Here is a 21836-nt window from a genome sequence, read left to right as displayed (position 1 = left end):
ACGGCACACAAAAAGCCCAGCTTACCCCCAAACCGTCCCGACTGCATGCGAAAACAGAGCATTCCGCTGTCGTCAATGCAAGTCAAGACGGGCATCAGGCGCAAGCTGGGCTCTGTCCGCTACCGAAGAAAACCTTGCGGGCGTTCCCCCGCAGACAGCCAGCCGTCGACACATGCTGCCGCTCTTCTCTTGTCTGTCTCTATCCTCATCATAACGGAAACGCTTTCCTATTGCCAGAGGAAATTGACGAAATGTTGTCACTTATCTGCCGACGCGCACGCTCCCCGCCGATGTGTACGTCAGGGAGCCGTACGTCTGAATTGATTAGTCCCGGTGTCCGAAAACGCGCTCCGCCAGTTCCTGCATGTCTGCCGGTATCGGTTCGCTCCACTCCATCGCCTGCCCGCTGCGCGGATGGACAAACGACAATCTGGTCGCGTGAAGTGCCTGACGGCCGATGAGGGCCCGGCTGCCGCCGTACAGGTCGTCGCCTGCCAGCGGATGACCGAGATGGTTCATGTGGACGCGGATTTGATGCGTGCGGCCCGTTTCCAGCTTCAGTTCCAGCCAGCTCATCCCGCCGCCTGTCGCCAGCACCCGGTAATGGGTGACTGCCGGCTGGCCGTCCGGCCGCACCTCGCGCACGATGATCGAATCGTCGCGCAGGCCAATCGGGGCATCGATCGTTCCTTCCTCTTCGGCCACGATCCCTTCGACGATCGCATGGTACCAGCGGTGCAGCGTCCGCTCTTTCTGCATGCGGCTGAACTGCTCGTGGGCCCATTGGTTTTTGGCGACGATCAGCAGGCCGGACGTGTCCTTGTCCAGCCGGTTGACGGGGCGAAACTTGCGCCGCTCCCCCCGCTCCCGCCAGTAGGCGACCACGCCATTGGCCAGCGTTCCGCCCGTGTGTCCGCCAGTGGGATGAACGACGAGTCCCGCAGGCTTGGCGATAACCAGGATGTCCTCGTCTTCGTGACGGATGGCCAGTTCCATTGGCTCCGGCTGCACCGTTTCTTCCTCTTCGGCGGGCACCAGGATGGCCACGTCATCCCCCGGCCGCAGCCGCTCCGTGACGAAAACAGGCGTTCCGTTGCGGGTGATCGCTCCCTGGTATTTGGCCCGGACCAGAAGCCGTCGGGACACCCCGAACCGTTTTTGCAGCGCATCGCGAATCGTCATATCCGCTTCCCGCTCCGTAGCCGTAAACCGTATCAGTTCTTCCAACATGTCGTCTCTCCTTTGTCGGAAACCCTTCCTGGTCAGTATAGCACAAACGGAGGGACGGCACTGTTCAGCCGCCATCCTGGAGCCTGGAACCTGGAGACTGGAGCCCGCGCCAATTTCCCGCGGAAGAGTTGCAGATACAAATGCAGATTTTAATGTCAACCTATGTGAGAGGGGCGTACGGCTGTTTGGATGATCGAAGCCGTACGCTGACCATCACACGGAAAAACGATGATCCCCTTCTGGAGTCTTAGGCGAAAACAGTCCCGGGATGGACGAAATGCTTCTTCACACAAATTATAATGTCGACCAAAAGTATTACATCATCGAAATGAAAGGTGGAATTTCTGCGGATGGCTGTACGACTCGGTATCCGAACAAAACAATTATTGGTTTCGATACACGTGATTGCCGTTGCTCTGTGGTTCGGTGGTACGATGGGCATGTTCTTGCTTGGCTTGTATGCAAAAAATGCGGAAAATGGTGCACAGCTGTATTATACCCTGGCAAGCATGCACGTCATTGATGAAAGCATGCTAAAATACCCGGCGCTCGCCACATTGATCACGGGTGTCATGCTGTCCGTATGGACTCACTGGGGACTTTTCAAACATTACTGGGTTGTCATCAAGTTTGTCTTAACCATTGGTACCATTCTTCTGGGCATTTTCTTTCTCCAAGATTGGTTTTCTTTTCTGCTCACAACCGCAGAGCAATTGGGCTTTTCGGCAATCCAGCGTGAAGATTTTCAAAATACCTGGCTCTCCATGATCGTAACTGGTTCGTTTAACCTTCTCTGTTTGATATTGATGACGTTCGTTACCTACATGAAGCCGTTTGGAAAAATCAAGAAAAGGGAATCGTGACACCATCAAACAAGCTGCCAATAATGGCAGCTACAGACTGAAGACAAACTGTTTATTTAGTAAGTGTCCACAAGGAAGTAATTTTCATGTTTTCCAGGCCGGAAGGCCTGCACATTCATCAACCGAAGCTGAAGACAACGTACATCGCATGGAGGGATGGGCCAAGCGAGCTCCTTTGACGACCTGCTCAGCGGAAAAACGAAAGACGCGGGGAAAAACAGGGGGCACAAGTCTCACTTCGCCGAAACACCCAGATGTTTGCCCCCTGCCCGCGTCGCGTTTTGGAGCGGACATCATCCACTTCTTTGCTGGGCGTCAAGAGAGCGAGCGGGCCCGATCTCCCATGCGCCACGGACTTTGTCTACATGCTGAAACCCCCTCGTTTGACGAAGGGGTTATTGCATAGAACATCCGTTATTTCGCTGCTTTGGCCGCCGCGATTGCCGCCTCGTAGTTCGGATGTTCACCCACGGCCGGCACGTATTCGGCGTATACCACCTTGTCGTTGGAATCGACGACGAAGACGGCGCGGGAGAGCAGACGAAGCTCCTTGATCACGACGCCGTACGCGAGACCAAACGACAGATCGCGGTGATCGGACAGGGTTTGCACCTTGTCGATGCCGGCGGCGCCGCACCAGCGGGCTTGGGCAAACGGCAGGTCAACGGAGATGGTCAGGACGGTCACGCCGTCCAGTTTGGCTGCTTCCTCGTTAAACCGGCGGGTTTGCGCGTCGCACACGCCCGTGTCCAGAGACGGAACGACAGAAATGATACGTACAGTGCCTTTGGAATCAGCCAGAGTTACCGGCGTCAGGTTGTTGGCCAGCACGGTAAAATCGGGAGCGGTGTCACCCACTTTGATTTCCGGGCCCAGCAGGGTGACCGGGTTGCCTTTGAACGTGACCACGCCTTGGCGTTCGATCGTAGCAGTCATGAACATTTCCTCCTCACCAGAGATTCATATGTACCTAACTTATCATACTCTATTTTTCTACCTTTTTCACTATGCAAACAGTAGAATTTTACACCTGGAAGCGGACGTGTTTCTCCGTTCGCTGATCCACTTTGTCAATGCGTTTTACTTCGTGTTCGTACTCCCAGTTGCTCCTCATGTTCAGTTCGTGGCAGCGCATCAGCGCGTGAAAAAGGGCAAACTCGAAGCTCACCCGTTTCAATTCGTACTGCGTGCTCATCGACTGGGGCAGGATCGTATTGACAATCTCGATCCGGTAGGTGGCCTTCTCCCGTGAGCGGCGGGTCGGCACGACATAGCCCATCTGTTTCAAGACAAAACCGTAGTCAAACTCTCCGTTGTCGTCAAAGTCGATCGTCTCGTCCGAGGTGGCCAAAAGCTGCAAACACTCGCTTGCGTCCATCCGCTCAAAACAGGCGGGCTTGGGCAGGGCGAGAACGGAACCGTCGCTGTTGACGAAGTAGATGTGATCGCGGTAGTGAAAGATCAGTTCGTCCTCCGGGATGTCGTCAACATACATCCAGTTGGCCGCTGGAATCAACAGCCGCCAGATGTCGGCGGGCGCGGCATGCAACAATTCCATGGCAGGGCTCCCTCCTTTCCCTACCATTCTGGGCAAAAAGGCACACCCCTATTCTCTCTTGCGGCGCATGAAGGCCTCCCAATCGCCGTCGGCCAGGAAGATGCCGGTCTGTCTCGCAAAGGCTTCGTCCACGAAGCGATACACGTAGACGCGCTGTTCTTCCCCCGTTGTCACCAGCCGCGCCGTCATGATTTCGCGCTCGTATTCGTTGCGCGGGTCGCCCGGTCCAAAATACGTCTCCAGTTCGTCCAGACCGCGCAGCGCTTCGTCGTACACGTCCGGCGAAAACAGGAGCACGCCTCCCTTAACCGTTCCCTCCCCTTCTCTCAGCAGACCGGGATACCCGGTGGGCAAATGGTAGAGCTGCCCTTTTACTTCCGCCGGCAGTGCCTGGTGGGGATACGGTTTGACGTACAGCTCCCAGTTGCGAAACCCTGGCAGCAGCGAACCGTAGACGAAAACGGGCAATCGATGTGGATTCATCTGGTTTCCTCCTGTCATTTACGAATATTTGCCGATGACACAACGGCTTACATTCAGGAAATGTCTCCTCTCACTCCCGGAATGGTAAAAAAAACTGATGTTTCCTCTCGCGCATTTTTGTATATTTACACTATATATAATTTTCGCTCACGACTGCGAGAGAAGAAGGGGGAGAGCACCATGCACAAGCGCAAGATCAACCGGCTGTTGGTCGCCAACCGCGGGGAAATCGCCATTCGCATTTTCCGCGCCGCTACCGAGCTGGGGATTCGCACCATCGCCATCTACTCGGAACAGGACAACGTCTCCATTCACCGCTTCAAAGCGGACGAGTCCTATCTGGTGGGGGCCGGCAAAGGCCCGATCGAAGCCTACCTGGACATCGACAGCATTATTGAGATCGCCAAACGCAACGACGTCGACGCCATTCACCCGGGCTACGGTTTTCTCGCTGAAAACGCCGAATTTGCCCGCCGCTGCGAGCAGGAAGGGATCATTTTCATCGGCCCGTCGCCCGAGCTGATTGAGGCGTTCGGCGACAAGGTGGAGGCACGCCGAATGGCGATCAACGCAGGCATCCCGGTGATACCGGGGACGCCGGAACCGATCGAGACGATGCAGGATGCGTTGCTGTTTGCCAAAGAGCACGGCTACCCGATCATCATCAAGGGCGTGTCGGGAGGCGGCGGCCGGGGCATGCGCATCGTGCGCAGCCAGGACGAGCTGCAGGAAGCGCTCGATCGGGCCCGCTCCGAAGCCCGCTCGTCGTTTGGCAACGCCAAGGTGTATCTGGAGCGCTATCTGGAAAAGCCGAAACACATCGAGGTGCAGATCCTTGGCGATTCACACGGCAACATCGTGCACCTGTACGAACGGGACTGCTCGGTGCAGCGCCGCCACCAAAAGGTCGTGGAAGTGGCCCCCAGCCTGGCGCTGGATGACGAACTGCGCGAGGCCATCTGTCAGGCCGCGCTGAAGCTGATGAGACAAGCTGGCTACAGCAACGCCGGCACTGTCGAGTTTCTGTTGACGCCGGATCGCCAGTTTTACTTTATTGAAGTAAATCCACGCATTCAAGTGGAGCACACGATTACCGAACTGATCACCGGCATTGACATCGTGCAGGCGCAGATCCGCATCGCCGAAGGGCACGCGCTGTCCGATCCGGAAATCGGCATCCCGTCGCAGGAGGCGGTGCAGATGAGCGGCTACGCCATCCAGTGCCGCGTCACCACGGAAGACCCGGAAAACAACTTCCTGCCCGATGCGGGACGGCTTTTGGCCTGGCGCTCCGGCGGCGGCTTCGGCGTGCGGTTGGACGGCGGCAATGGCTACCCCGGCGCGATCATTACGCCCTACTACGACTCGCTGTTGGTGAAAATTTCCACCTACGCGACCACCTTTGACCAGGCCGCCCGCAAAATGCTGCGCACGCTGCGCGAATTCCGCATTCGCGGGGTAAAAACCAATCTGCCCTTTTTGGAGAACGTCGTCACGCATCCCGATTTCTTGAGCGGCCAATACGACACCTCGTTCATCGACACCAAACCGGAACTGTTCATCTTCCCGGGCCGCCAAGACCGCGGCACCAAGCTGCTTACCTACATCGGCAACACGATTGTCAACGGGTACCCGGGCCTGCCAAAGCAGGAGAAAAAACCGCACTTTGACACGCCGCGCATCCCCCGGACCTCGTTTGCCCAGCCGTACCCGGACGGCACCAAACAGATTCTGGACCGCGAAGGCGTGGACGGGCTGATTCGCTGGATTCGTGAACAGAATCGGGTGCTGATTACCGACACCACCTTCCGTGACGCCCACCAGTCGCTGTTTGCCACCCGCGTGCGCACCTACGATCTGGCGGCAGTGGCGGAAGCGACCGGCAAGCTGGGCGCCGGCCTGTTCTCGCTGGAAATGTGGGGCGGTGCGACGTTTGACACATCGATGCGCTTTTTGCGGGAATCTCCCTGGGAGCGGCTGCAGATCCTGCGCGAGCGCATCCCCAACATCTTGTTCCAGATGCTCCTGCGCGGAGCCAACGCCGTCGGCTACACCAACTACCCGGACAACGTCATCCAGGCGTTCGTCAAGGCCTCGGCGGAAAACGGCATCGACGTCTTCCGCATCTTTGACAGCCTGAACTGGCTGCCGGGCATGCAGACGGCCATCGACGCCGTGCGCGAAAGCGGCAAAGTGGCGGAAGCGGCCATCTGCTACACCGGCGACATTCTGGACCCCAGCCGAACCAAGTACACCTTGCGCTATTACGTCGACCTGGCCAAGCAGTTGGAAAAGGCGGGGGCGCACATCCTGGCGATCAAGGACATGGCCGGCCTGTTGAAGCCATATGCCGCCTACGAACTGGTCCGCGCCCTGAAACAGGAGATCGGCATCCCGATCCACCTGCACACCCACGATACGTCCGGCAACGGCGTGGCAATGCTGCTGAAGGCTATCGAAGCGGGCGTAGACATCGTCGACGCCTGCGTCAGCTCCATGTCGGGGCTTACCTCCCAGCCCAGCCTCAACGCGCTGGTCGCTGCCCTCGACCATACGGAGCGGCAAACGGGCCTCTCACTCGAAGCGTTTAACAAGCTGTCCGACTACTGGGAAGACGTCCGGCCGCTGTACCAGGGCTTTGAGAGCGGCATGAAGGCGAGCAATACGGAAGTGTATGTGCACGAAATGCCAGGCGGCCAGTACACCAATCTGGAGCAGCAGGCCAAGGCGGTCGGCCTCGAGGGACGGTGGGACGAGGTCAAACAGATGTACGCCACGGTGAACCAGATGTTCGGCGACATCGTCAAGGTCACCCCCTCCTCCAAAGTGGTGGGCGACATGGCGCTGTTCATGGTGCAAAACGGCCTGACCGAAGAAAACATCTGGGAAAAGGGACAGCGGCTCGACTTTCCCGACTCCGTCATCCAGTTCTTCCAGGGCTATCTCGGACAGCCGCCGGGCGGTTTCCCGAAAAAGCTGCAGGAACTGGTGCTGAAAGGGCGGGACGCCTTCACGGCACGGCCGGGCGAACTGCTCCCCCCTGTCGACTTTGCCAAGGTAGCGGCCGAACTGGAGGAAAAAATCGGCCGGGAGCCGAGCGAGCTGGATGTGCTGGCGTACATCATGTATCCGCAGGTCTTCCTGCAGTACGACCAGAGCGTCAAAGAGTACGGCGACCTGTCCGTTCTGGACACCGCCACCTTCTTCTACGGGCTGCGTCCGGGCGAAGAGACAGCGATCACGATCGAGCGCGGCAAGACCTTGATCATCAAGCTGGTCGCGGTCGGCGATCTGCATCCGGACGGGCGGCGCATTATCTACTTTGAGTTGAACGGACAGCCGCGGGAAATCTTCATCCACGACCAGTCCGCCCAGGTTGCGGAACAGACCCGCCGCAAGGCCGACCCGCAAAATCCTGCCCATCTCGGCGCCTCCATGCCGGGCAAGGTGTTGAAGGTGCTGGTGGCGGAAGGCGACAAAGTGCGCAAGGGCGAACATTTGCTGGTCAGCGAAGCGATGAAGATGGAGACCACCATTCAGGCGCCGATTGACGGCAAGATCAAAGCGGTTTACGTCAAGGCAGGCGACGCCATTGAGACGGGCGATCTGCTCGTGGAAATGGAATAATGCGGCAAATCGTTTTATAATGGAAGGAGAAACAATCCGACGCTGAAGGGAGGAGATCGTCATGAGACCGGCTGCGATCAGCCAAGTGCCGTACCGGTACAGGGTGGACAGCTACCGCGCCCACATGGCCCAGGCCAAGCTGAGCGCCCCCGTCGAGCCCATTCGCGGCTACAGTCTGCACCCGTTTTTCGCCAAACAGCGGCAGTGGACGGTGGAGGTGGCCAATGTTTTGTCCCGCTTCTACCGGTACTCAACGGAACTGGAACTGGCGGCACGGCAGTTTGCCCCATCCCGTCAAAGGAGTCTTGGCAATACAGACGGTGCCGCACCAGACGTGGACGAGCTGCTGCGTCGGACGCGTCAACTGACGGATCGATACAATCGGCTGCAGCGCTTTTGGCGGGAGCGTCCCGATTCGTTTGCACCCGGTCCGGACGATACCTTCTTTCGCATTACCCGGGCCGCACAAAGCGTACTGCCCAAATACGGCATCCGGCTGCAGCAGGACGGCAGCCTGGCTGTGGACGACGCCGCTTTCCGCCAGGGAGTCGCCCAGGATTACGCCGGCTTTGAACAAGCGATGCAGGACTTGACACAGTCGTTTCGGCAGGTGGCGGATCGCCTGCAGGCCGCTCCTTCGGGGGGCTATGTACGCCGCACCCGGACACCAACGGGTGTCAATGCGTACGAATCGTCCTTGCTGCCGAACCTGTTTTTCCGGCACGCGGCCAGCACCGGCCTGTTCGTTAATCAATTGTGGTGATGGCGTCACAGCAGGACGGACTTACAGCATATATAAGAATTACGCCTGCAATGCACAACAGGTATGCCTTTCATGCGGCATACCTGTTGTTTTCATATGGTCGGTTTCGTTTAGCTGCGCTTGATCAGTTCTTCCAAGTCGTGTTCGTCCGCGTCGGTGATATACGTGGTGGACGTCACGGACGCCTGCTCTTTCTTGCCCATCAAGCTCTGCAGTTTGTCCACAACCTGCGGAATCGAGTCCAGTATCCGATCGTACAGATGGGTCGTATTTTCCAACGGAATCGAGCGAATTCCCTGCTTGCCCACGACCAAAAACGCCACCGGCGTGATCGACACCCCGCCGCCGCTTCCCCCGCCGAACGGATGGCCGAGGACTCCGGCATGATCCTTCTCATACTGGAATTCGCTTCCTCCCGCTGCGAAACCAAACCCAACCTTGGAGATCGGCAGTATTACGCTGCCGTCCGGCGTCTCCACTGGATCACCGATAATTGTATTGACATCCACCATTTGCTTGATGTTTTCCATTGCGGTTCTCATTAATCCCTGAATGGGATGGTCTGCCATGCCGTTTCCTCCTTGTCGAGATGAAATCTCCGTCTGAGCGTGTCTTCATAAGCATTTGTTAGCATGCCCAAAACAAGAACGGGGCATGTACCGGGGGACTGATGTCATCCGCTTTGGGAAAACGAGCACAGTCCGCTTCCGGACGTCGATTGTAACAGCTTCATGCCTCGGTCGGCGCCGTTTTCCACTCGCGCCGGCGTCCGATTTGCCAGCGAAGCAGCAGCCGTATGCCGGCCAACAGCACGTGTCCCAGCCAAACATGCAAAACGCAGCGAAACTGTGTCCGGATCACTGCCTGGTTCCAGACCGGCTGCACACTGAGACGCGGAATGCTGCGCAGCGAGACAGCGCCGGAAAAGACGCTCACCAGCATGCTTTTGACTCCCCAGGCGAGCCCCAACAGCGTGCCTGTTTCCGCAGCTTCTCCCGTTCCCAACACGGTATGCCACTCCAGGCGGGAACAGCGGATCTGACGCACAAACGCCCGTACTACCGGCTGCAGGTCATGCACCCGTTTCAGCAGGTCCTGGTACTTGTTTTTCCACTGCTTCACCTGTCTGGAGGTGACGTCCTGAATCGATTCGTCCATCACCGACTGCCCGCTCACCTTTTCGACCTTCGCTTTCAATTCCGTCCCTTCCTGCGTCTGCTTCAGCAGCAGGACCGGCAGTTCGTACTTTCTCCTAATCAGACGAAACCAGGCGGAGATTTCCACCACGAGATGGTCGTTTTCCCCGACCCGATTGTAGGCAATCGCGATCCGTATCGGCGTCACAGCTATTATCGCTACCAGAGCAAGGAAGCCCACGATCAGCCAGACCATCAAAAAATCCCACCCTTTCCCTGTTAGTATGAATGGAAAGAGTGGGAATTATGTTCCATGTATGGGTTGTCAATCCAGAATATAAACGCGCACATTCTTTTGCAGACCGTGGTTTCGCGCTTGCTGCAGGGTCGGCAGGAACAGGTCCACGTGATGCTGTTTGACCGCCCCTCCGATGTCGGCCGCGACCGCGTAGCCGTACCCTTCAATGTACAGGTGGCTTCCCAGCGGAATAACGTTGGGGTCGACCGCCACGACACCCTTGCGCAGCGGGTAGCCCAGATAAGAGAACACGTTGTCGCTCGGGTAGCTGTACGCCGTCGTCTGCACCGTCAGCATCCGTTCGTACGGCGTACCGATATTGGCCAGTCTCTGCTGCGCTGCCTGTGGCTTGTCGGGAAGCAGATGGAGGGCGGCGTACGTGGCTGCTTCCGCTCGGGTCATCGGCTTGTCCGGCTTCAGGGTGCTGTCAGGATAGGCACCGACCAGACCGTTCTTCAGCGCGTACACAAACGGCCGCTGGAACACTTCCCCCACTGCTTGCCCGTCGGGATAATGCAAAAGCGTCTTGTAGGAAGCCGTCCAGCCGAGCTGGTTTACCTTTCCGCTGTCTCCGGTCGCCCGTGTCAGGATGGAGACCAGTTCTTCCCGCTGAACGGGATTGCCGGGATGCAGGTACACTCGACCGCCTATCTTTTGGCCGTGGATGATCCCCAGCCGGTATGCGGTGTCGGCGTAGGGGGCCAGCCAGCTGTCACGCGGCACGTCTGCAAACGGCGAGGTATTGCCCGCCACTGGCTTAATCCCTTTTGCCTTGAGAAACATTGCGATCAATTCGCCGCGGGTGACCGGATCGTCCGGACGGAAGCGCTCCGCCCGTTCAACGCCCCCCGCTATGTACAGGTTGTTGATTTCTTTTTTTGCCCAATGTCCGTCAACGTCAGCAAATGGTGTGGTTACAGGTGTTGTCTCCGCCTCTGCCGCCGGCGCGCCCATCCCGAAGATGGCTGCCAGAGAGGCCAGGATCAGCAGCTTTCTCATCATCAACCTCCTGAAACAAACATGCTGATTTTTCTCTCGTTTCATTCTATCGGAAAATTGTCAGAAAACAACCTACAATGTTTTCCAGCGATTTCCCGATTTCCCGTCAAAAGGAAAACCCCTTTCCTGTTTGCAGGAAAGGGGTTACTCGACAATGCCCAAATGTACCAAATCCTCAAATCGGATCTGGCCTGTAACGGGTAGACCTTCTCCTTTCTGGAACCGAAAGACGGCCTGCTCCGTTTGCTTGTCAAAACGGCCGTGAACCTTGCCCCCGTAGTAACCGGCAGCCTTCAGGCGATTTTGCACCAGCTTGACCAGTGAGCCGCGGCTCCCCGGAACCAGAATGCGATAGGTCAGCCGCTCATGCCCCATGATCGGTCCATCGATGATGACCGGTGTTCCGATGCGGACATGCGGATAGATCTTTTCGATGTCTTGGTTTCGCATCCGAAAGCAGCCATGGCTGACATAACGCCCAATTTGCTCCGGTCTGTTGGTGCCGTGAATACCGTACGTTCCCCACTCCACATTGATGCCCAACCACCTGGACCCGAATCCTCCGCCCCAGTTTTTCGCTTTCTGAATGACGGAATAGACTCCGATCGGCGAAGGTGTATCGACGGCGCCGGGAGCGATCGGGAAAGACGCCAGCACTTCTCCTGTTGACGTTTGCAGGTAGAGACGCTTCTTCCACAGGTTTACGTACAAAAGGACAGACGCTTCCTCTTCCGGCTGCTTGGCCGAAACCGTCGAGACGGGGGCGTACAGTGCAATCAGCAGGGTGAGAACCGTGAGAATTGGTCGCATGACAATTCCATCGCTCCGTTACGTGTATTATCGTGCGAAAATGTGCTGACCGATCCGTTTGATTTGCGGGCGGGACCAAATCCAGCGGGATGTCGCCGTAGCCGGGTTGAAGTAGTACAGGGCACCGCCCGACGGGTCCCAGCCGCGAACCGCGTCGTACGCTGCACGATACGCCGTTTGATTGGGAGCGAGCCAGAACTGGCCGTCGTCCACCGCGGTAAAAGCGTACGGCTCAAAGATGATGCCCTTTATCGTATGAGGAAATTGCGGCGACTGCAAACGGTTCATGACGACAGCGGCTACAGCCACCTGTCCGACGTACGGCTCACCACGCGCTTCCGCATGTACCAGGCGGGCCAGCAGTATCATTTCCTCCCGGTTGACCGATACTTTTTTCAGCGTCCGCCAGGTATTCCTGCCGGCTATCCCGTCGGCAACCAAACCGTAGTTGCGCTGAAACTGCTTGACGGCTTGGCGGGTGTGCGGTCCGAATTTTCCATCCAGCGGCTGTTGGTAGTATCCAAGCACCTGCAGCCGGTACTGCAAGTCCCAGACGTCTCCGCCCTTGCTCCCTTGTTTCAGCAAGGGGGCCGCCGAAGCAGGCGCCGCCGTCATCAGCAGCGCGACAACAAGCGTCAACAGCAGGGAGGTTAACGGTTTTCGCTTGAACACTGTTCATCCCTCCTCAAGCCACCATTCTAGCTGTTGGGATGAATGCGGTTCAATTCAAGCTTTCTGCCAGCTCTGGAAAATTGCACTGTTGTTTCGCTATCCTTTGGGACGGAAAACCAATGCGGCAAAAAAGCCGAACACAATCGCAGCGGAGACGCCTGCGCTGGTCACCTCAAAAATGCCGGTGATGATCCCCACCAATCCATGTTTTTCCGCCTCCGCCAGCGCACCATGCACCAGTGCATTGCCAAAACTGGTAATGGGGACTGTGGCCCCGGCGCCGGCAAACTCGATCAGCGGATCGTACAGGCCGAGGCCATCCAGCACGGCCCCGGCCACCACCAATGAGGACATGGTGTGGGCTGGCGTCAGCTTGACGACATCGAGCAAAAACTGGCCGATGAGACAAATGGTTCCTCCTACCAAAAACGCCCAGAAAAACGTCACGTTATCCCTCCTCATTCGGCTCTGATTCGATTGCCACGGCGTGGGCAATGCACGGAATGCTCTCTCCCTGCTGATAGGAGATGGGAGAAAGCAGCGCACCCGTCGCCACCACCAGGATTCGTCTCCACTTGCCCGCCTTCATTTGGTTGAGCAGATGGCCATACGTGACGGTAGCGACACAGCCGCATCCGCTGCCGCCCGACCAGACGACAGGATTGTCGCCGTAAATCATCCGGCCGCAGTCCTGGTAACGATCCAGCGGAATGTGGAGATTGTGCTTGGGCAGCAGTTCCGACAGAATGGAATGGCCCACCTTCCCCAGGTCTCCGGTCACCACCAGGTCGTAATGATCGTGGGGCAGCCCCAGGTCGCGGAAATGAGCTTCCAGCGTATCCAAGGCAGCAGGTGCCATGGCCGCTCCCATGTTGAACGGATCGGACAACCCCATGTCCACCACACGCCCAATCGTGGCGGCCACGACATGCGGTCCTTTTCCCTGGCGGGCGATGACCGCCGCTCCCGCCCCTGTGACCGTCCATTGAGCGGTGGGCGGTTTTTGCGAACCATATTCGGTCGGGTAGCGGTACTGCTTTTCCGCCGATCCGTTGTGGCTGGCGGTTGCGGCCAGCACGTAATCGGCCGACTGGCTATCCACCAGCAGGGACCCCAGTGCCAGACTTTCCATCGCGGTAGAGCAGGCTCCAAACAGGCCCAGATAGGGAATCCCCAGCGTGCGAGCCGAAAAATTGGCGGTGATAAGCTGGTTCGTCAGATCGCCGGCGAGCAGGAAGTGGATGTCGTCTTTTCGCAGCATCGCCTTTTCCACCGCCTTGTCGCAGGCTTCCTCCAGCAAGACCCTCTCGGCCTTTTCCCAACTGTCCTGCCCCATCATCAAATCGCCGTGCAGCGTGTCAAAATCGTCGGCCAACGGTCCTTTGGCTTCAAACGGGCCGCCGATCGCGGCCGCCCCGACGATCACCGGCCTGGAAGGAAAGACCCATGATTGATGCCCCTGTCTCATGCTCTACCCTCCCATTTTCATCAGCGTTTTAATCAACCCGATCACAAACGCGGACGTCACCCCAAACACGATGACCGATCCGGCCAGTTTGAACATGTTGCCGCCCACCCCGAGCACAAAACCTTCGCTGCGATGTTCGATCGCCGCCGATGCGATGGAATTGGCGAAGCCGGTCACCGGCACGCTGGTTCCGGCCCCTGCCCACTGGGCGATGCGATCGTACACCCCGAGTCCCGTCAACAGGGCGGAGAGAAAAATCAGCACTGCCACGGTAGGGTTGCCTGCTGTTTTTTCGGTAAAGTGAAAGTAATGGATAAAACCTTCTTGAATGGCCTGCCCCAGCACACAAATCAGTCCGCCGACGAGAAACGCCCGGACAAAGTTTTTCAACAAGGGGCGCGGCGGTTCGTGCCGTTTGGCCAACTGCTGATACTGCTGCTGGGTGGGCGTCAGCTTTTTCTTTTTTTGGTCCGTCACCTATACCCCTCCTTTCCTCATTGGGTCAAGAACGGCTTCACCTGATCAATCACGCGCTGCAGATGCTCCGCGTCCTTTTCGTAAACCTGCTTGGCCTGCTTGTCTTTCGTCGACAAGGCAAACATCTCCAGATCGGCCTGGCACTTTTTCAGAAGCGCGTAGGTCAGCTTCAATGCTTGGGGGGAGGCACATTGATCTTGTCATCGTACAAATCCAAATAGAGCTGTCCAGCCCGGTCTACCTGGCCAAGAAACACGTTCTCCAGGGCCACACCCGCTTTTTGCAGTTCCATGCGCAACCAGTTGCGGTTCAGTCCCAGATTGGCCAGCGATTCGTCCATGATGGTGCCGTCCATGATCACCGCCTGTGGTTCCTCCGCCTGTGCAACAGGCAGGTCGAGATCCTGCGGGGTGACCGGCCGATGCTGTGATTTGAGCAGTACGCTAATTTCGCCGTTCGTCTCCATCAGCGCAAATTCCACGTCCGCCAAGCGAAACACGTTTTTCATCCGCAGTTGCTCCATCAGGTCTTCCGCCGTCAGCCGCTCTTTTTTCAGGTTGTCTTCCAAAATCTTGCCGTCCTTGATCAGAATGGTAGCCTTTCCTTCCACTACGTCCCTGATCTTCTTGCTTTTCAGCGAAAGCCACTCTATGGCTACCGGAATGAGGGCAAAGATCGTCATGGCTACGAGGCTGTGATAGATCGGACCGTCCATGTCGCTGGCCATGAATGCCGCAATGGACCCGATCGAAATGCCCACGATGTACTCGATGTATGTAAGCTGTCTGATCTGCCGCTTGCCGATCAGCTTTGTCAAAATGAACAGGTACACCAGTGCCACGACGGAGCGGATGACAAGGTTGAGCCACTCAGGCATTGTGTTCACCTCCTGGCTTGACGCGGGAGAGGAGAGAGCGTGCCTCCCCCCGTCCTGCGAACAAACCGTTTAAAATCCCTTGTATTGAGGTTCTTCGTTTTCCAGTTCCGTTACCCGCTGCTGCAGATTGTCGATGATCGACTGCGTCTGCTGGGCCGCTTGGGTGTACAATTGTTTGGCCTGTTGATTTTGCGTGCTGAGTGCAAACTGCTCCAGGTTGGCCTGTGCCCCTTTCAGGCTGGCCAGCGTTTGTTTTACTTGCGATGCGACGGTCATTTGCCTTCACCTCCTAGCACCTTTAGATTCAGCAAAGGGGGGCAAAATATTCTCCTATGATGTCCACCCACTTTTTGTAATTTTTTACAGATGATCGAACAAAAAGGAAAGACACCCGAACAGGTGCCTTTCCACATCCAACCTATTTGGTTATGCACGGCCAGCAAGTTGTTGTTCAGCGAAGGACACCAGACGCTTGGTGATCTCTCCTCCGACAGAACCGTTTTGACGGGAAGTGGTGTCTGGGCCAAGTTGTACACCAAACTCGGCAGCGATTTCATACTTCAGTTGGTCCAGAGCTTGGTTGGCTTGCGGCACCAGCAGGTTGTTGCTGGAACGGTTGTTGTTCGGCATCTGTGTTCACCTCCTCGTTGTTTGTAGCTTTAATATGTGTGATGGCCGATAGCTTCATGCATTGTCAGAGCAGGGATTTCACTGGCAATTTATAGCGTTATAGCGAGAGCAGAAAGTCGGCGATGCGCCGGGCCGCATCGGGTTGACGCAGAGCATCCATGCGGCGAACCATCTCCTCCCGCTCTTCCGGATTGCACCGCCAGCGAACGATCAGACGCGCAATCTCCTCGGACCGTTCCGCCCACGCAGCGGCCTTATGCTGGAGTAAAAACGACAAATTGTGGCGCTCTTGCCCCGGCAGCGGCCGATACAGGATCAGCGGTGTCCGGAGCGCCAGCGCTTCCGCACAACTGATGCCGCCCGGCTTGGTGACATAGGCATCGGCTGCGCCGATCCACTCCCAAATGGACGGCTCGTACCCTTTTACCACGAGGCGGTGCAGCGGATGAGGCTGTCCGGCGAGCAGCGACAGCCGCTGCCTGATCGGCTCGTTTTTTCCCGTAATCACCACGATGTGCAGCGGTTCCGGCACGTTCAACAAGGACCGGACCACTTCCTCCATGCCGCCGTGGCCGCCCTCTCCCCCGCACACCAGTACGGTAAACTGGTCGGGCGACAGTCCCATCCGCGCTTTCCAATACGCTTTCTCTTCCCGCGCCGCCGCAGCAAACACCGGACGCACCGGAATGCCGTATACGTGAATCCTTTCCCGTTTTACGCCGTGACGGCGCTCCAGAAGCTCCGCCAGCCGCTCGTGTGCCACGACGTAACCGTCAATCTCGGGATGCACCCAAAACCTGTGGACGTGGAAATCGGTCGGTATGCTGACCAGCCGGAACCGCTTGCCTGCCTTTTTCCTGGCGTGTGCCAGGGCGGGCAAGCAGTAGGCGTGAGTGGCGGCGACGACGTCCGGCTGTTCCCGTTCCAACAGGTCGCGGATAAGACGTCGCGCCAGAAAGGCCCCTATCGGCTTGGCGAGGGCCGTACCCCACATCTGCTCGCGGTCGTACAGACGCTGCCAGAGCGTTGGACTATAGCGCAGCATCTGCCCATAAAAAAAACGGGACAACTCCCGCAATGCCGGGCTGGCCGCCTGCAATCCGCCCTCCACGCGGGCGTACACGTCGGGGCAGCGTTCCACCACCGCCTCGCGCAGCGCTTCCGCCGCCATCCGGTGTCCGCTGCCGGCCCATTCCTCGGTTACAACCAGCAGGCGCTTCCCGTTCACTGCCGATCACCCGCCGGTTCCTGCTGCCGTGGCAGATAACGGCGAAGCAACTCCTCTTTGGACATGTACACCCGCTTCAGCGGCATCTCCCGGTCCCAACGCTGAATGCGCCGCTTGCCGTCGGGATGGATCAGGCGCACCATCAGTCTGAGATACCAGCGCTTGTAGCGAAAAAACCAGTTCATCGGCACGTCCGAGATGGAAAACCCGAGCGGTTTCACTCCCTTGTGCAGCATGGTGGTACCGACGATGCCCTTGATGCGGTCCCGATCCTTATGCCCATCCAGATACGCCGCCAACTGCGGCAGGGAGCGCATGATGTGATGACGGAGCAGCAAGACCAGCCGCAGGTCGTCCTTTACGCCTTGGCTTTGCTTGGCAAAATAGTAATTGTGGATATGCAGTTTCAAAATCAGATCCCCGTCGCGAATGACGCGTTGATCGGATGTAACGAGCGGCTCACCCCGGTAGCGCAATAAAACGACACGAAATATGTTGTTGTCTTTGTCAACGTATCTGAGCCGCGTGCAGCGTTGGTAGATCGTGTCCCAAACGCCCCACAACATCAAGATACCCGTATTCATCTGCGATCGGATCCTTTCATCGTCAGGCTTTCTTCTTACCCTGTAGTATGCCCCGATCCTTCTCGCGAAATCACCGGGAACACCGCTCGCCCTCCCTCGTCTCCCTACGTTTTTCCGAAGCGGCCCAGTGCCATTACCGCCACCGCCACCAACAGCGGCAGCCAGGCGTGGTTCAGAAGAAGCGGGTTAAGTGCGTTCCAAACGTACGGATCTTCCAGACACATGTCCGTCGCAGTGTAGGCCAGAATGCCTCCGCCGACGATCACCAAGCTGTGGAAGCGGTTCATCAGCCGCGAAATCCAGGTGCTCCCCCACATCAAGAGGGAAATGCTCATGCCCAGCCCCAGGATCACCAGCACAATATCCCCATGGGCAGCTCCGCCCACTGCCAGCACATTGTCCAGGCTCATGACAAAATCGGCCAACAGGATCGTCTTGACTGCCTGGCCAACATTGCTGCCGTATCTGACCTCGATCGTCTCCTCCTGGCCGCCGCCGAAGATCAATTTGCAGGCAATCCACAGGAGCAGCACCCCTCCCACCGCCTTGACCAGCGGAATGTCGAGCATCCAGGTGGCCATGCCTGTCAGCAGGACGCGCATCAGGATGGCCCCGAGCGTTCCGTAGAGGACAGCCCGCCGGCGTTCCGGCTCCGGCAGTCTCCGGCAGGCCATGCCGATGACGACGGCATTGTCGCTGCTGAGCACGACGTCTATCAGAAAAATGTGCACGAACCCCAGCCAAAATTGCCCGTCCATCTCCGCCTCCCCTGCCCGTCTGAGTTTGTCCTTCTTACTCTATGCGCCTGTTTGCGGACTAATGAGCGCTTTTCTTTCCGAAAAAAGGCGAGAAAACGCGTTTTTTGTAGAAAAATACTTCCATAAAAAACATTTTAATGTGAAAAATAGGATAAACATACCTTGTTTTTCTGGGCGTCCTTCCGTACGATTAAAGTTGGGGTGGGAAAAGCTATGGCGGAAACAGTGTCTCTAAATCTTCACGATGTTTCACAGAAAATTCTTGATATGACGCCGACGATCACGACGCTGTGGCTGCAGGAAATCGTGATCAGCATGGATACTCCGTTGACGATTCCCCGCAATTTTGCCGAGAAGCGGACTGTGCTCCTGGCTCGCTATCTGGTGGAAGACGTCGACGGTGACATGCAGGCCTGGTCGCTGGACATGGGCGAGTGGATGCGCTCACAGGAATTCCCGTTTTCATCGATTTTGCGTACGTACCAGTTGTACCGGAACGTATTCTGGCGGGTCCTCCGTCCGGAACTGCAGCAATGGTCGTTGGCGCCGGAAGAGATGCTGTACCTGGAAACTCAGTTGGGAAAAGCCATGGACGAGAGCGTCTACTGGGCCGTGTACCACTTCGAGCAAATGATCAACAAGGAGCTCGTCCAAAAGGAAGAAACCATCTCCTATTTGCACAACGACAAATTAACCATGCTGGGCAAAATCGCTGCCAACATGGCTCATGAACTGCGCAATCCACTATGCGCGATAGAAGGCTTCCTGAAGCTGATCTCCGAATCCACCCAGGGGCAGGACAAGCTGCAGTCCTACATCCAGGTGGTCATGCACGAATTTGAAAATTTGCACCGGCAGATTACCGGCTTCCTCAGCTTTTCGAAAAAGCCGATTCTGGACGAGGTATACAAGACGGTGGAAATCAGACAGGTCCTCTACGACGTGGAACTGCTGATTACGCCGCGGCTGGTGGGGGAAAACATTTGCTTTGACAAGCACATTGAACCGTGTACCCTGTACTGCTACGAAGAAGGTCTCAAGCAGGTGATGGTCAATTTGCTCAACAACGCCATTGATGCCGTCCAGACCCGTCTGAACAAGTCAATCCGCGTCATCTCCCACTGCGAGGGCGGATGGCTGCAGTTGACCGTCGAAAACAACGGAGAAATGATCCCGGCGGAGATCGTGGAAAATCTGTTTCAGCCGTTTTTCACCACCAAGCAGAACGGCACGGGGATCGGTTTGTCCATCTGCAAAAACATCATTGAAAAGCACAACGGCACTATCTCCTGTGAATCGACGGAGGAGTCCACCCGCTTCATCGTGAGGCTGCCGATTGCTACTGACCGTCTTTCTGCGTTCAGTTGAACGGCCGTCGACGAAAAAAAACCTCCTGCACGGTGCAGGAGGCGAGGCAAGAGATCCGTTACCTATCGGGTAAGCGATCTTAGCCTTACTCTACACGAAAACATATGTTTCTACCACCCTTAACCATCTTACATTTTTCGACAAATTTAAACAAAGGGCTGTTGCAGCCAAACGCTCTCCACCACATACAAAAAACAGACGGACATGTATCGTCCGTCTGTTTTGCATTGCGTATGGAGCGGGTGATGGGAATCGAACCCACGCGACCAGCTTGGAAGGCTGGGGTTCTACCACTGAACTACACCCGCACGGCGTGTATTGGTGCCGAGGACCGGACTCGAACCGGTACGGGAGAAACTCCCGACAGATTTTAAGTCTGTTGCGTCTGCCTATTCCGCCACCCCGGCGCTGTTTTGGCCCTCCCCCAAAAACGTCCGCCTGCTCCCTGGGAGCATCCGTTCCTTTTTGGGAAAAAACATGGTCGGGAAGACAGGATTCGAACCTGCGACCCCTTGGTCCCAAGCCAAGTACTCTACCAAGCTGAGCTACTTCCCGTTGGATGGGGAGATGCGGAGGTGGAGGAGTGACAGAAACGGCGTGGCCGGTTCGCTTCCCCCAGCAACCTCTTCACCTCTAAATGATGGCGTGCCCTGAGAGATTCGAACTCCCGACCTTTTGATTCGTAGTCAAACGCTCTATCCAGCTGAGCTAAGGGCACATGTTTAGATAGAAATAAAAATGGAGCGGACGACGGGTCTCGAACCCGCGACCTTCGCCTTGGCAAGGCGACGCTCTACCAATTGAGCTACGTCCGCATTCGCAACACCCCGACAAAAGCCGTTTGGGCTTGAAAAGCTTTCGCCTTTTGGGGATATGGTGCGGTCGAGAGGACTTGAACCTCCACGGTGTTGCCACCACTAGAACCTGAATCTAGCGCGTCTGCCAATTCCGCCACGACCGCACGATATGAAGTTTTCGCCATTCACCATGCTGCTGTCTTCCCGCAGCACTTTGCGTAAAAAACTGGTGAGCCATGAAGGACTCGAACCTTCGACCCTCTGATTAAAAGTCAGATGCTCTACCAACTGAGCTAATGGCTCATATTCATGATAAGGAGAAATGGTGGGGAGAGACGGATTCGAACCGCCGAACCCAGAGGGAGCAGATTTACAGTCTGCCGCGTTTAGCCACTTCGCTATCTCCCCATGTTCATTCTCCTGGTGCCGGCGATAGGAATCGAACCCACAACCCCCTGATTACAAGTCAGGTGCTCTACCAATTGAGCTACACCGGCGTACCTGGCTTATTATAGCACACCCATTGTCGATGTCAACTGTGTGTTAACGCAAGTAGGTGGCGTACATTTTCAAAAAGCTGGCGGAGCTGACGGGACTCGAACCCGCGACCTCCGGTGTGACAGACCGGCGTGAACTCCAGCTTCACCACAGCTCCAGATTTGGTTGCGGGAGCAGGATTTGAACCTGCGACCTTCGGGTTATGAGCCCGACGAGCTACCAGACTGCTCCATCCCGCGACGGTGAGAAATCATTGTGTAAGAGTGGTGGAGGCTGACGGGATCGAACCGCCGACCCTCTGCTTGTAAGGCAGATGCTCTCCCAGCTGAGCTAAGCCTCCATATGGTGACCCGTAGGGGATTCGAACCCCTGAATGACAGCGTGAAAGGCTGCTGTGTTAAACCACTTCACCAACGGGCCATATGTAATGGTGCTCCCGACAGGAATCGAACCTGCGACCTCTTCCTTACCATGGAAACGCTCTACCGACTGAGCTACAGGAGCAGATGAATGGCTCCTCGGGAGGGACTCGAACCCCCGACCGATCGGTTAACAGCCGATTGCTCTACCGACTGAGCTACCGAGGAATGTTGAAGACTTCGCGCCTTCAAAACTGGACATGCATGGTGCAAAGGATCATTGGAGTGGATAAGTCCTCGACCGATTAGTATTCGTCAGCTCCACGCGTTGCCGCGCTTCCACACCGAACCTA

The 21836-nt window shown here is 56.8% G+C and carries 21 protein-coding genes, 15 tRNA genes, 1 rRNA gene and 1 pseudogene (1 of these 38 only partly in view); 4 read left to right on the top strand and 34 right to left on the bottom strand.

The features are described from left to right. Positions 1-324 precede the first annotated feature (324 nt). Complete coding sequence (locus tag Q7F15_RS05560) at positions 325-1230, bottom strand: RluA family pseudouridine synthase (protein ID WP_230077251.1); 906 nt, start codon at positions 1228-1230, stop codon at positions 325-327. A 350-nt stretch (positions 1231-1580) separates the two neighbouring features. Here Q7F15_RS05560 and Q7F15_RS05555 point away from each other — a divergent pair, with 350 nt between their 5' ends. Continuing rightward, entirely contained in the window at positions 1581-2093 is a 513-nt protein-coding gene (locus Q7F15_RS05555) for a DUF2269 family protein (RefSeq protein WP_171567115.1), read from the top strand. 414 nt (positions 2094-2507) lie between these two features. On the opposite strand, the gene tpx is transcribed toward Q7F15_RS05555, so the two are convergent. From tpx to Q7F15_RS05540, 3 genes are all read right to left on the bottom strand, one after another. Further along, positions 2508-3029, bottom strand: a complete 522-nt coding sequence (gene tpx, locus Q7F15_RS05550; protein ID WP_171567116.1) for a thiol peroxidase — start codon at positions 3027-3029, stop codon at positions 2508-2510. Positions 3030-3117: 88 nt separating this feature from the next. Beyond that, positions 3118-3651, bottom strand: coding sequence for a hypothetical protein (locus Q7F15_RS05545; protein ID WP_212132757.1), 534 nt, complete (start codon positions 3649-3651; stop codon positions 3118-3120). Between the two features lie 48 nt (positions 3652-3699). Continuing rightward, the gene (locus tag Q7F15_RS05540; RefSeq protein WP_230077252.1) at positions 3700-4134 is read right to left on the bottom strand and encodes a gamma-glutamylcyclotransferase family protein; all 435 of its coding nucleotides are present in this window, start codon (positions 4132-4134) and stop codon (positions 3700-3702) included. Positions 4135-4314: 180 nt separating this feature from the next. On the opposite strand from Q7F15_RS05540, the gene Q7F15_RS05535 reads away from it, so the two are divergent. Both Q7F15_RS05535 and Q7F15_RS05530 read left to right on the top strand, forming a co-directional pair. Further along, the gene (locus Q7F15_RS05535) at positions 4315-7761 is read left to right on the top strand and encodes a pyruvate carboxylase (protein ID WP_171567119.1); all 3447 of its coding nucleotides are present in this window, start codon (positions 4315-4317) and stop codon (positions 7759-7761) included. A 61-nt stretch (positions 7762-7822) separates the two neighbouring features. Beyond that, positions 7823-8524: a hypothetical protein gene (locus Q7F15_RS05530; protein ID WP_171567120.1), complete on the top strand. Its 702-nt coding sequence runs from the start codon at positions 7823-7825 to the stop codon at positions 8522-8524. 110 nt (positions 8525-8634) lie between these two features. On the opposite strand, the gene ytfJ is transcribed toward Q7F15_RS05530, so the two are convergent. The 14 genes and pseudogenes from ytfJ to Q7F15_RS05460 all read right to left on the bottom strand — a co-directional run bounded on the left by ytfJ (position 8635) and on the right by Q7F15_RS05460 (position 18461). After that, positions 8635-9093, bottom strand: coding sequence for a GerW family sporulation protein (ytfJ, locus tag Q7F15_RS05525; RefSeq protein WP_171567121.1), 459 nt, complete (start codon positions 9091-9093; stop codon positions 8635-8637). Between the two features lie 160 nt (positions 9094-9253). Next, positions 9254-9916 carry a DUF2953 domain-containing protein gene (locus tag Q7F15_RS05520; protein ID WP_230077253.1) on the bottom strand — a complete coding sequence of 221 codons (663 nt, stop codon included), beginning with the start codon at positions 9914-9916 and terminating at the stop codon, positions 9254-9256. Positions 9917-9985: 69 nt separating this feature from the next. Then, entirely contained in the window at positions 9986-10957 is a 972-nt protein-coding gene (locus Q7F15_RS05515; protein WP_212132758.1) for an S-layer homology domain-containing protein, read from the bottom strand. A 144-nt stretch (positions 10958-11101) separates the two neighbouring features. Further along, a complete protein-coding gene (locus Q7F15_RS05510; RefSeq protein WP_171567598.1) occupies positions 11102-11767 on the bottom strand; it encodes a L,D-transpeptidase family protein in 666 nt (221 codons plus the stop codon). A gap of 27 nt (positions 11768-11794) precedes the next feature. Beyond that, positions 11795-12382 (bottom strand): spore cortex-lytic enzyme, encoded by a 588-nt coding sequence (gene sleB / locus Q7F15_RS05505; protein ID WP_171567608.1) that lies wholly within the window; start codon positions 12380-12382, stop codon positions 11795-11797. A 153-nt stretch (positions 12383-12535) separates the two neighbouring features. Further along, on the bottom strand, positions 12536-12886 hold the full coding sequence (gene spoVAE / locus Q7F15_RS05500) for a stage V sporulation protein AE (protein ID WP_171567599.1): 351 nt from the start codon (positions 12884-12886) through the stop codon (positions 12536-12538). 1 nt (position 12887) lies between these two features. Beyond that, the gene (gene spoVAD, locus Q7F15_RS05495) at positions 12888-13907 is read right to left on the bottom strand and encodes a stage V sporulation protein AD (RefSeq protein ID WP_171567600.1); all 1020 of its coding nucleotides are present in this window, start codon (positions 13905-13907) and stop codon (positions 12888-12890) included. A gap of 3 nt (positions 13908-13910) precedes the next feature. Continuing rightward, positions 13911-14384 carry a stage V sporulation protein AC gene (spoVAC, locus tag Q7F15_RS05490; protein ID WP_212132759.1) on the bottom strand — a complete coding sequence of 158 codons (474 nt, stop codon included), beginning with the start codon at positions 14382-14384 and terminating at the stop codon, positions 13911-13913. A 17-nt stretch (positions 14385-14401) separates the two neighbouring features. Beyond that, positions 14402-15261, bottom strand: a pseudogene (locus Q7F15_RS05485) (DUF421 domain-containing protein). A 69-nt stretch (positions 15262-15330) separates the two neighbouring features. Beyond that, entirely contained in the window at positions 15331-15537 is a 207-nt protein-coding gene (locus Q7F15_RS05480) for a DUF1657 domain-containing protein (RefSeq protein ID WP_171567603.1), read from the bottom strand. Between the two features lie 150 nt (positions 15538-15687). After that, entirely contained in the window at positions 15688-15891 is a 204-nt protein-coding gene (locus tag Q7F15_RS05475) for an alpha/beta-type small acid-soluble spore protein (RefSeq protein WP_171567604.1), read from the bottom strand. Positions 15892-15988: 97 nt separating this feature from the next. After that, the gene (locus Q7F15_RS05470) at positions 15989-17119 is read right to left on the bottom strand and encodes an MGDG synthase family glycosyltransferase (protein WP_304415212.1); all 1131 of its coding nucleotides are present in this window, start codon (positions 17117-17119) and stop codon (positions 15989-15991) included. Continuing rightward, positions 17116-17703 carry a YkoP family protein gene (locus Q7F15_RS05465; protein WP_171567605.1) on the bottom strand — a complete coding sequence of 196 codons (588 nt, stop codon included), beginning with the start codon at positions 17701-17703 and terminating at the stop codon, positions 17116-17118. The genes Q7F15_RS05470 and Q7F15_RS05465 overlap by 4 nt, the downstream gene beginning before the upstream one ends. A gap of 104 nt (positions 17704-17807) precedes the next feature. Further along, the gene (locus Q7F15_RS05460; RefSeq protein WP_304415211.1) at positions 17808-18461 is read right to left on the bottom strand and encodes a TerC family protein; all 654 of its coding nucleotides are present in this window, start codon (positions 18459-18461) and stop codon (positions 17808-17810) included. Between the two features lie 213 nt (positions 18462-18674). Between Q7F15_RS05460 and Q7F15_RS05455 the strand changes: the two genes are divergently transcribed. After that, on the top strand, positions 18675-19829 hold the full coding sequence (locus Q7F15_RS05455) for a sensor histidine kinase (protein ID WP_171567607.1): 1155 nt from the start codon (positions 18675-18677) through the stop codon (positions 19827-19829). Positions 19830-20063: 234 nt separating this feature from the next. Here Q7F15_RS05455 and Q7F15_RS05450 read toward each other — a convergent pair. The 16 genes from Q7F15_RS05450 to Q7F15_RS05375 form a co-directional block, all read right to left on the bottom strand. Next, positions 20064-20137, bottom strand: a tRNA-Gly gene (locus Q7F15_RS05450). Positions 20138-20148: 11 nt separating this feature from the next. Further along, positions 20149-20236: transfer RNA gene (locus Q7F15_RS05445), tRNA-Leu, on the bottom strand. A 71-nt stretch (positions 20237-20307) separates the two neighbouring features. Further along, positions 20308-20384, bottom strand: a tRNA-Pro gene (locus Q7F15_RS05440). Positions 20385-20470: 86 nt separating this feature from the next. After that, positions 20471-20547 (bottom strand) — tRNA-Arg (locus Q7F15_RS05435). A 21-nt stretch (positions 20548-20568) separates the two neighbouring features. Next, a tRNA-Gly gene (locus Q7F15_RS05430) sits at positions 20569-20644 on the bottom strand. 59 nt (positions 20645-20703) lie between these two features. Beyond that, a tRNA-Leu gene (locus Q7F15_RS05425) sits at positions 20704-20790 on the bottom strand. Between the two features lie 63 nt (positions 20791-20853). Beyond that, positions 20854-20929, bottom strand: a tRNA-Lys gene (locus Q7F15_RS05420). 20 nt (positions 20930-20949) lie between these two features. Continuing rightward, a tRNA-Tyr gene (locus Q7F15_RS05415) sits at positions 20950-21034 on the bottom strand. Positions 21035-21047: 13 nt separating this feature from the next. Continuing rightward, positions 21048-21123: transfer RNA gene (locus Q7F15_RS05410), tRNA-Thr, on the bottom strand. An 81-nt stretch (positions 21124-21204) separates the two neighbouring features. Then, positions 21205-21281 (bottom strand) — tRNA-Asp (locus tag Q7F15_RS05405). Between the two features lie 5 nt (positions 21282-21286). Beyond that, positions 21287-21363, bottom strand: a tRNA-Met gene (locus tag Q7F15_RS05400). Positions 21364-21388: 25 nt separating this feature from the next. After that, positions 21389-21464: transfer RNA gene (locus Q7F15_RS05395), tRNA-Val, on the bottom strand. Between the two features lie 3 nt (positions 21465-21467). Beyond that, a tRNA-Glu gene (locus Q7F15_RS05390) sits at positions 21468-21544 on the bottom strand. A gap of 8 nt (positions 21545-21552) precedes the next feature. Further along, positions 21553-21628 (bottom strand) — tRNA-Thr (locus Q7F15_RS05385). A 7-nt stretch (positions 21629-21635) separates the two neighbouring features. Then, a tRNA-Asn gene (locus tag Q7F15_RS05380) sits at positions 21636-21711 on the bottom strand. 57 nt (positions 21712-21768) lie between these two features. Then, positions 21769-21836, bottom strand: a 23S ribosomal RNA gene (locus tag Q7F15_RS05375); it runs 2861 nt beyond the window's last position.

The sequence above is a fragment of the Brevibacillus aydinogluensis genome, from assembly GCF_961514395.1.
GTDB classification, from domain to species: domain Bacteria; phylum Bacillota; class Bacilli; order Brevibacillales; family Brevibacillaceae; genus Brevibacillus; species Brevibacillus aydinogluensis.
The sequence above is the reverse complement of the archived record's forward strand: the minus strand, read 5'-3'. Positions and strand labels throughout refer to the sequence as shown.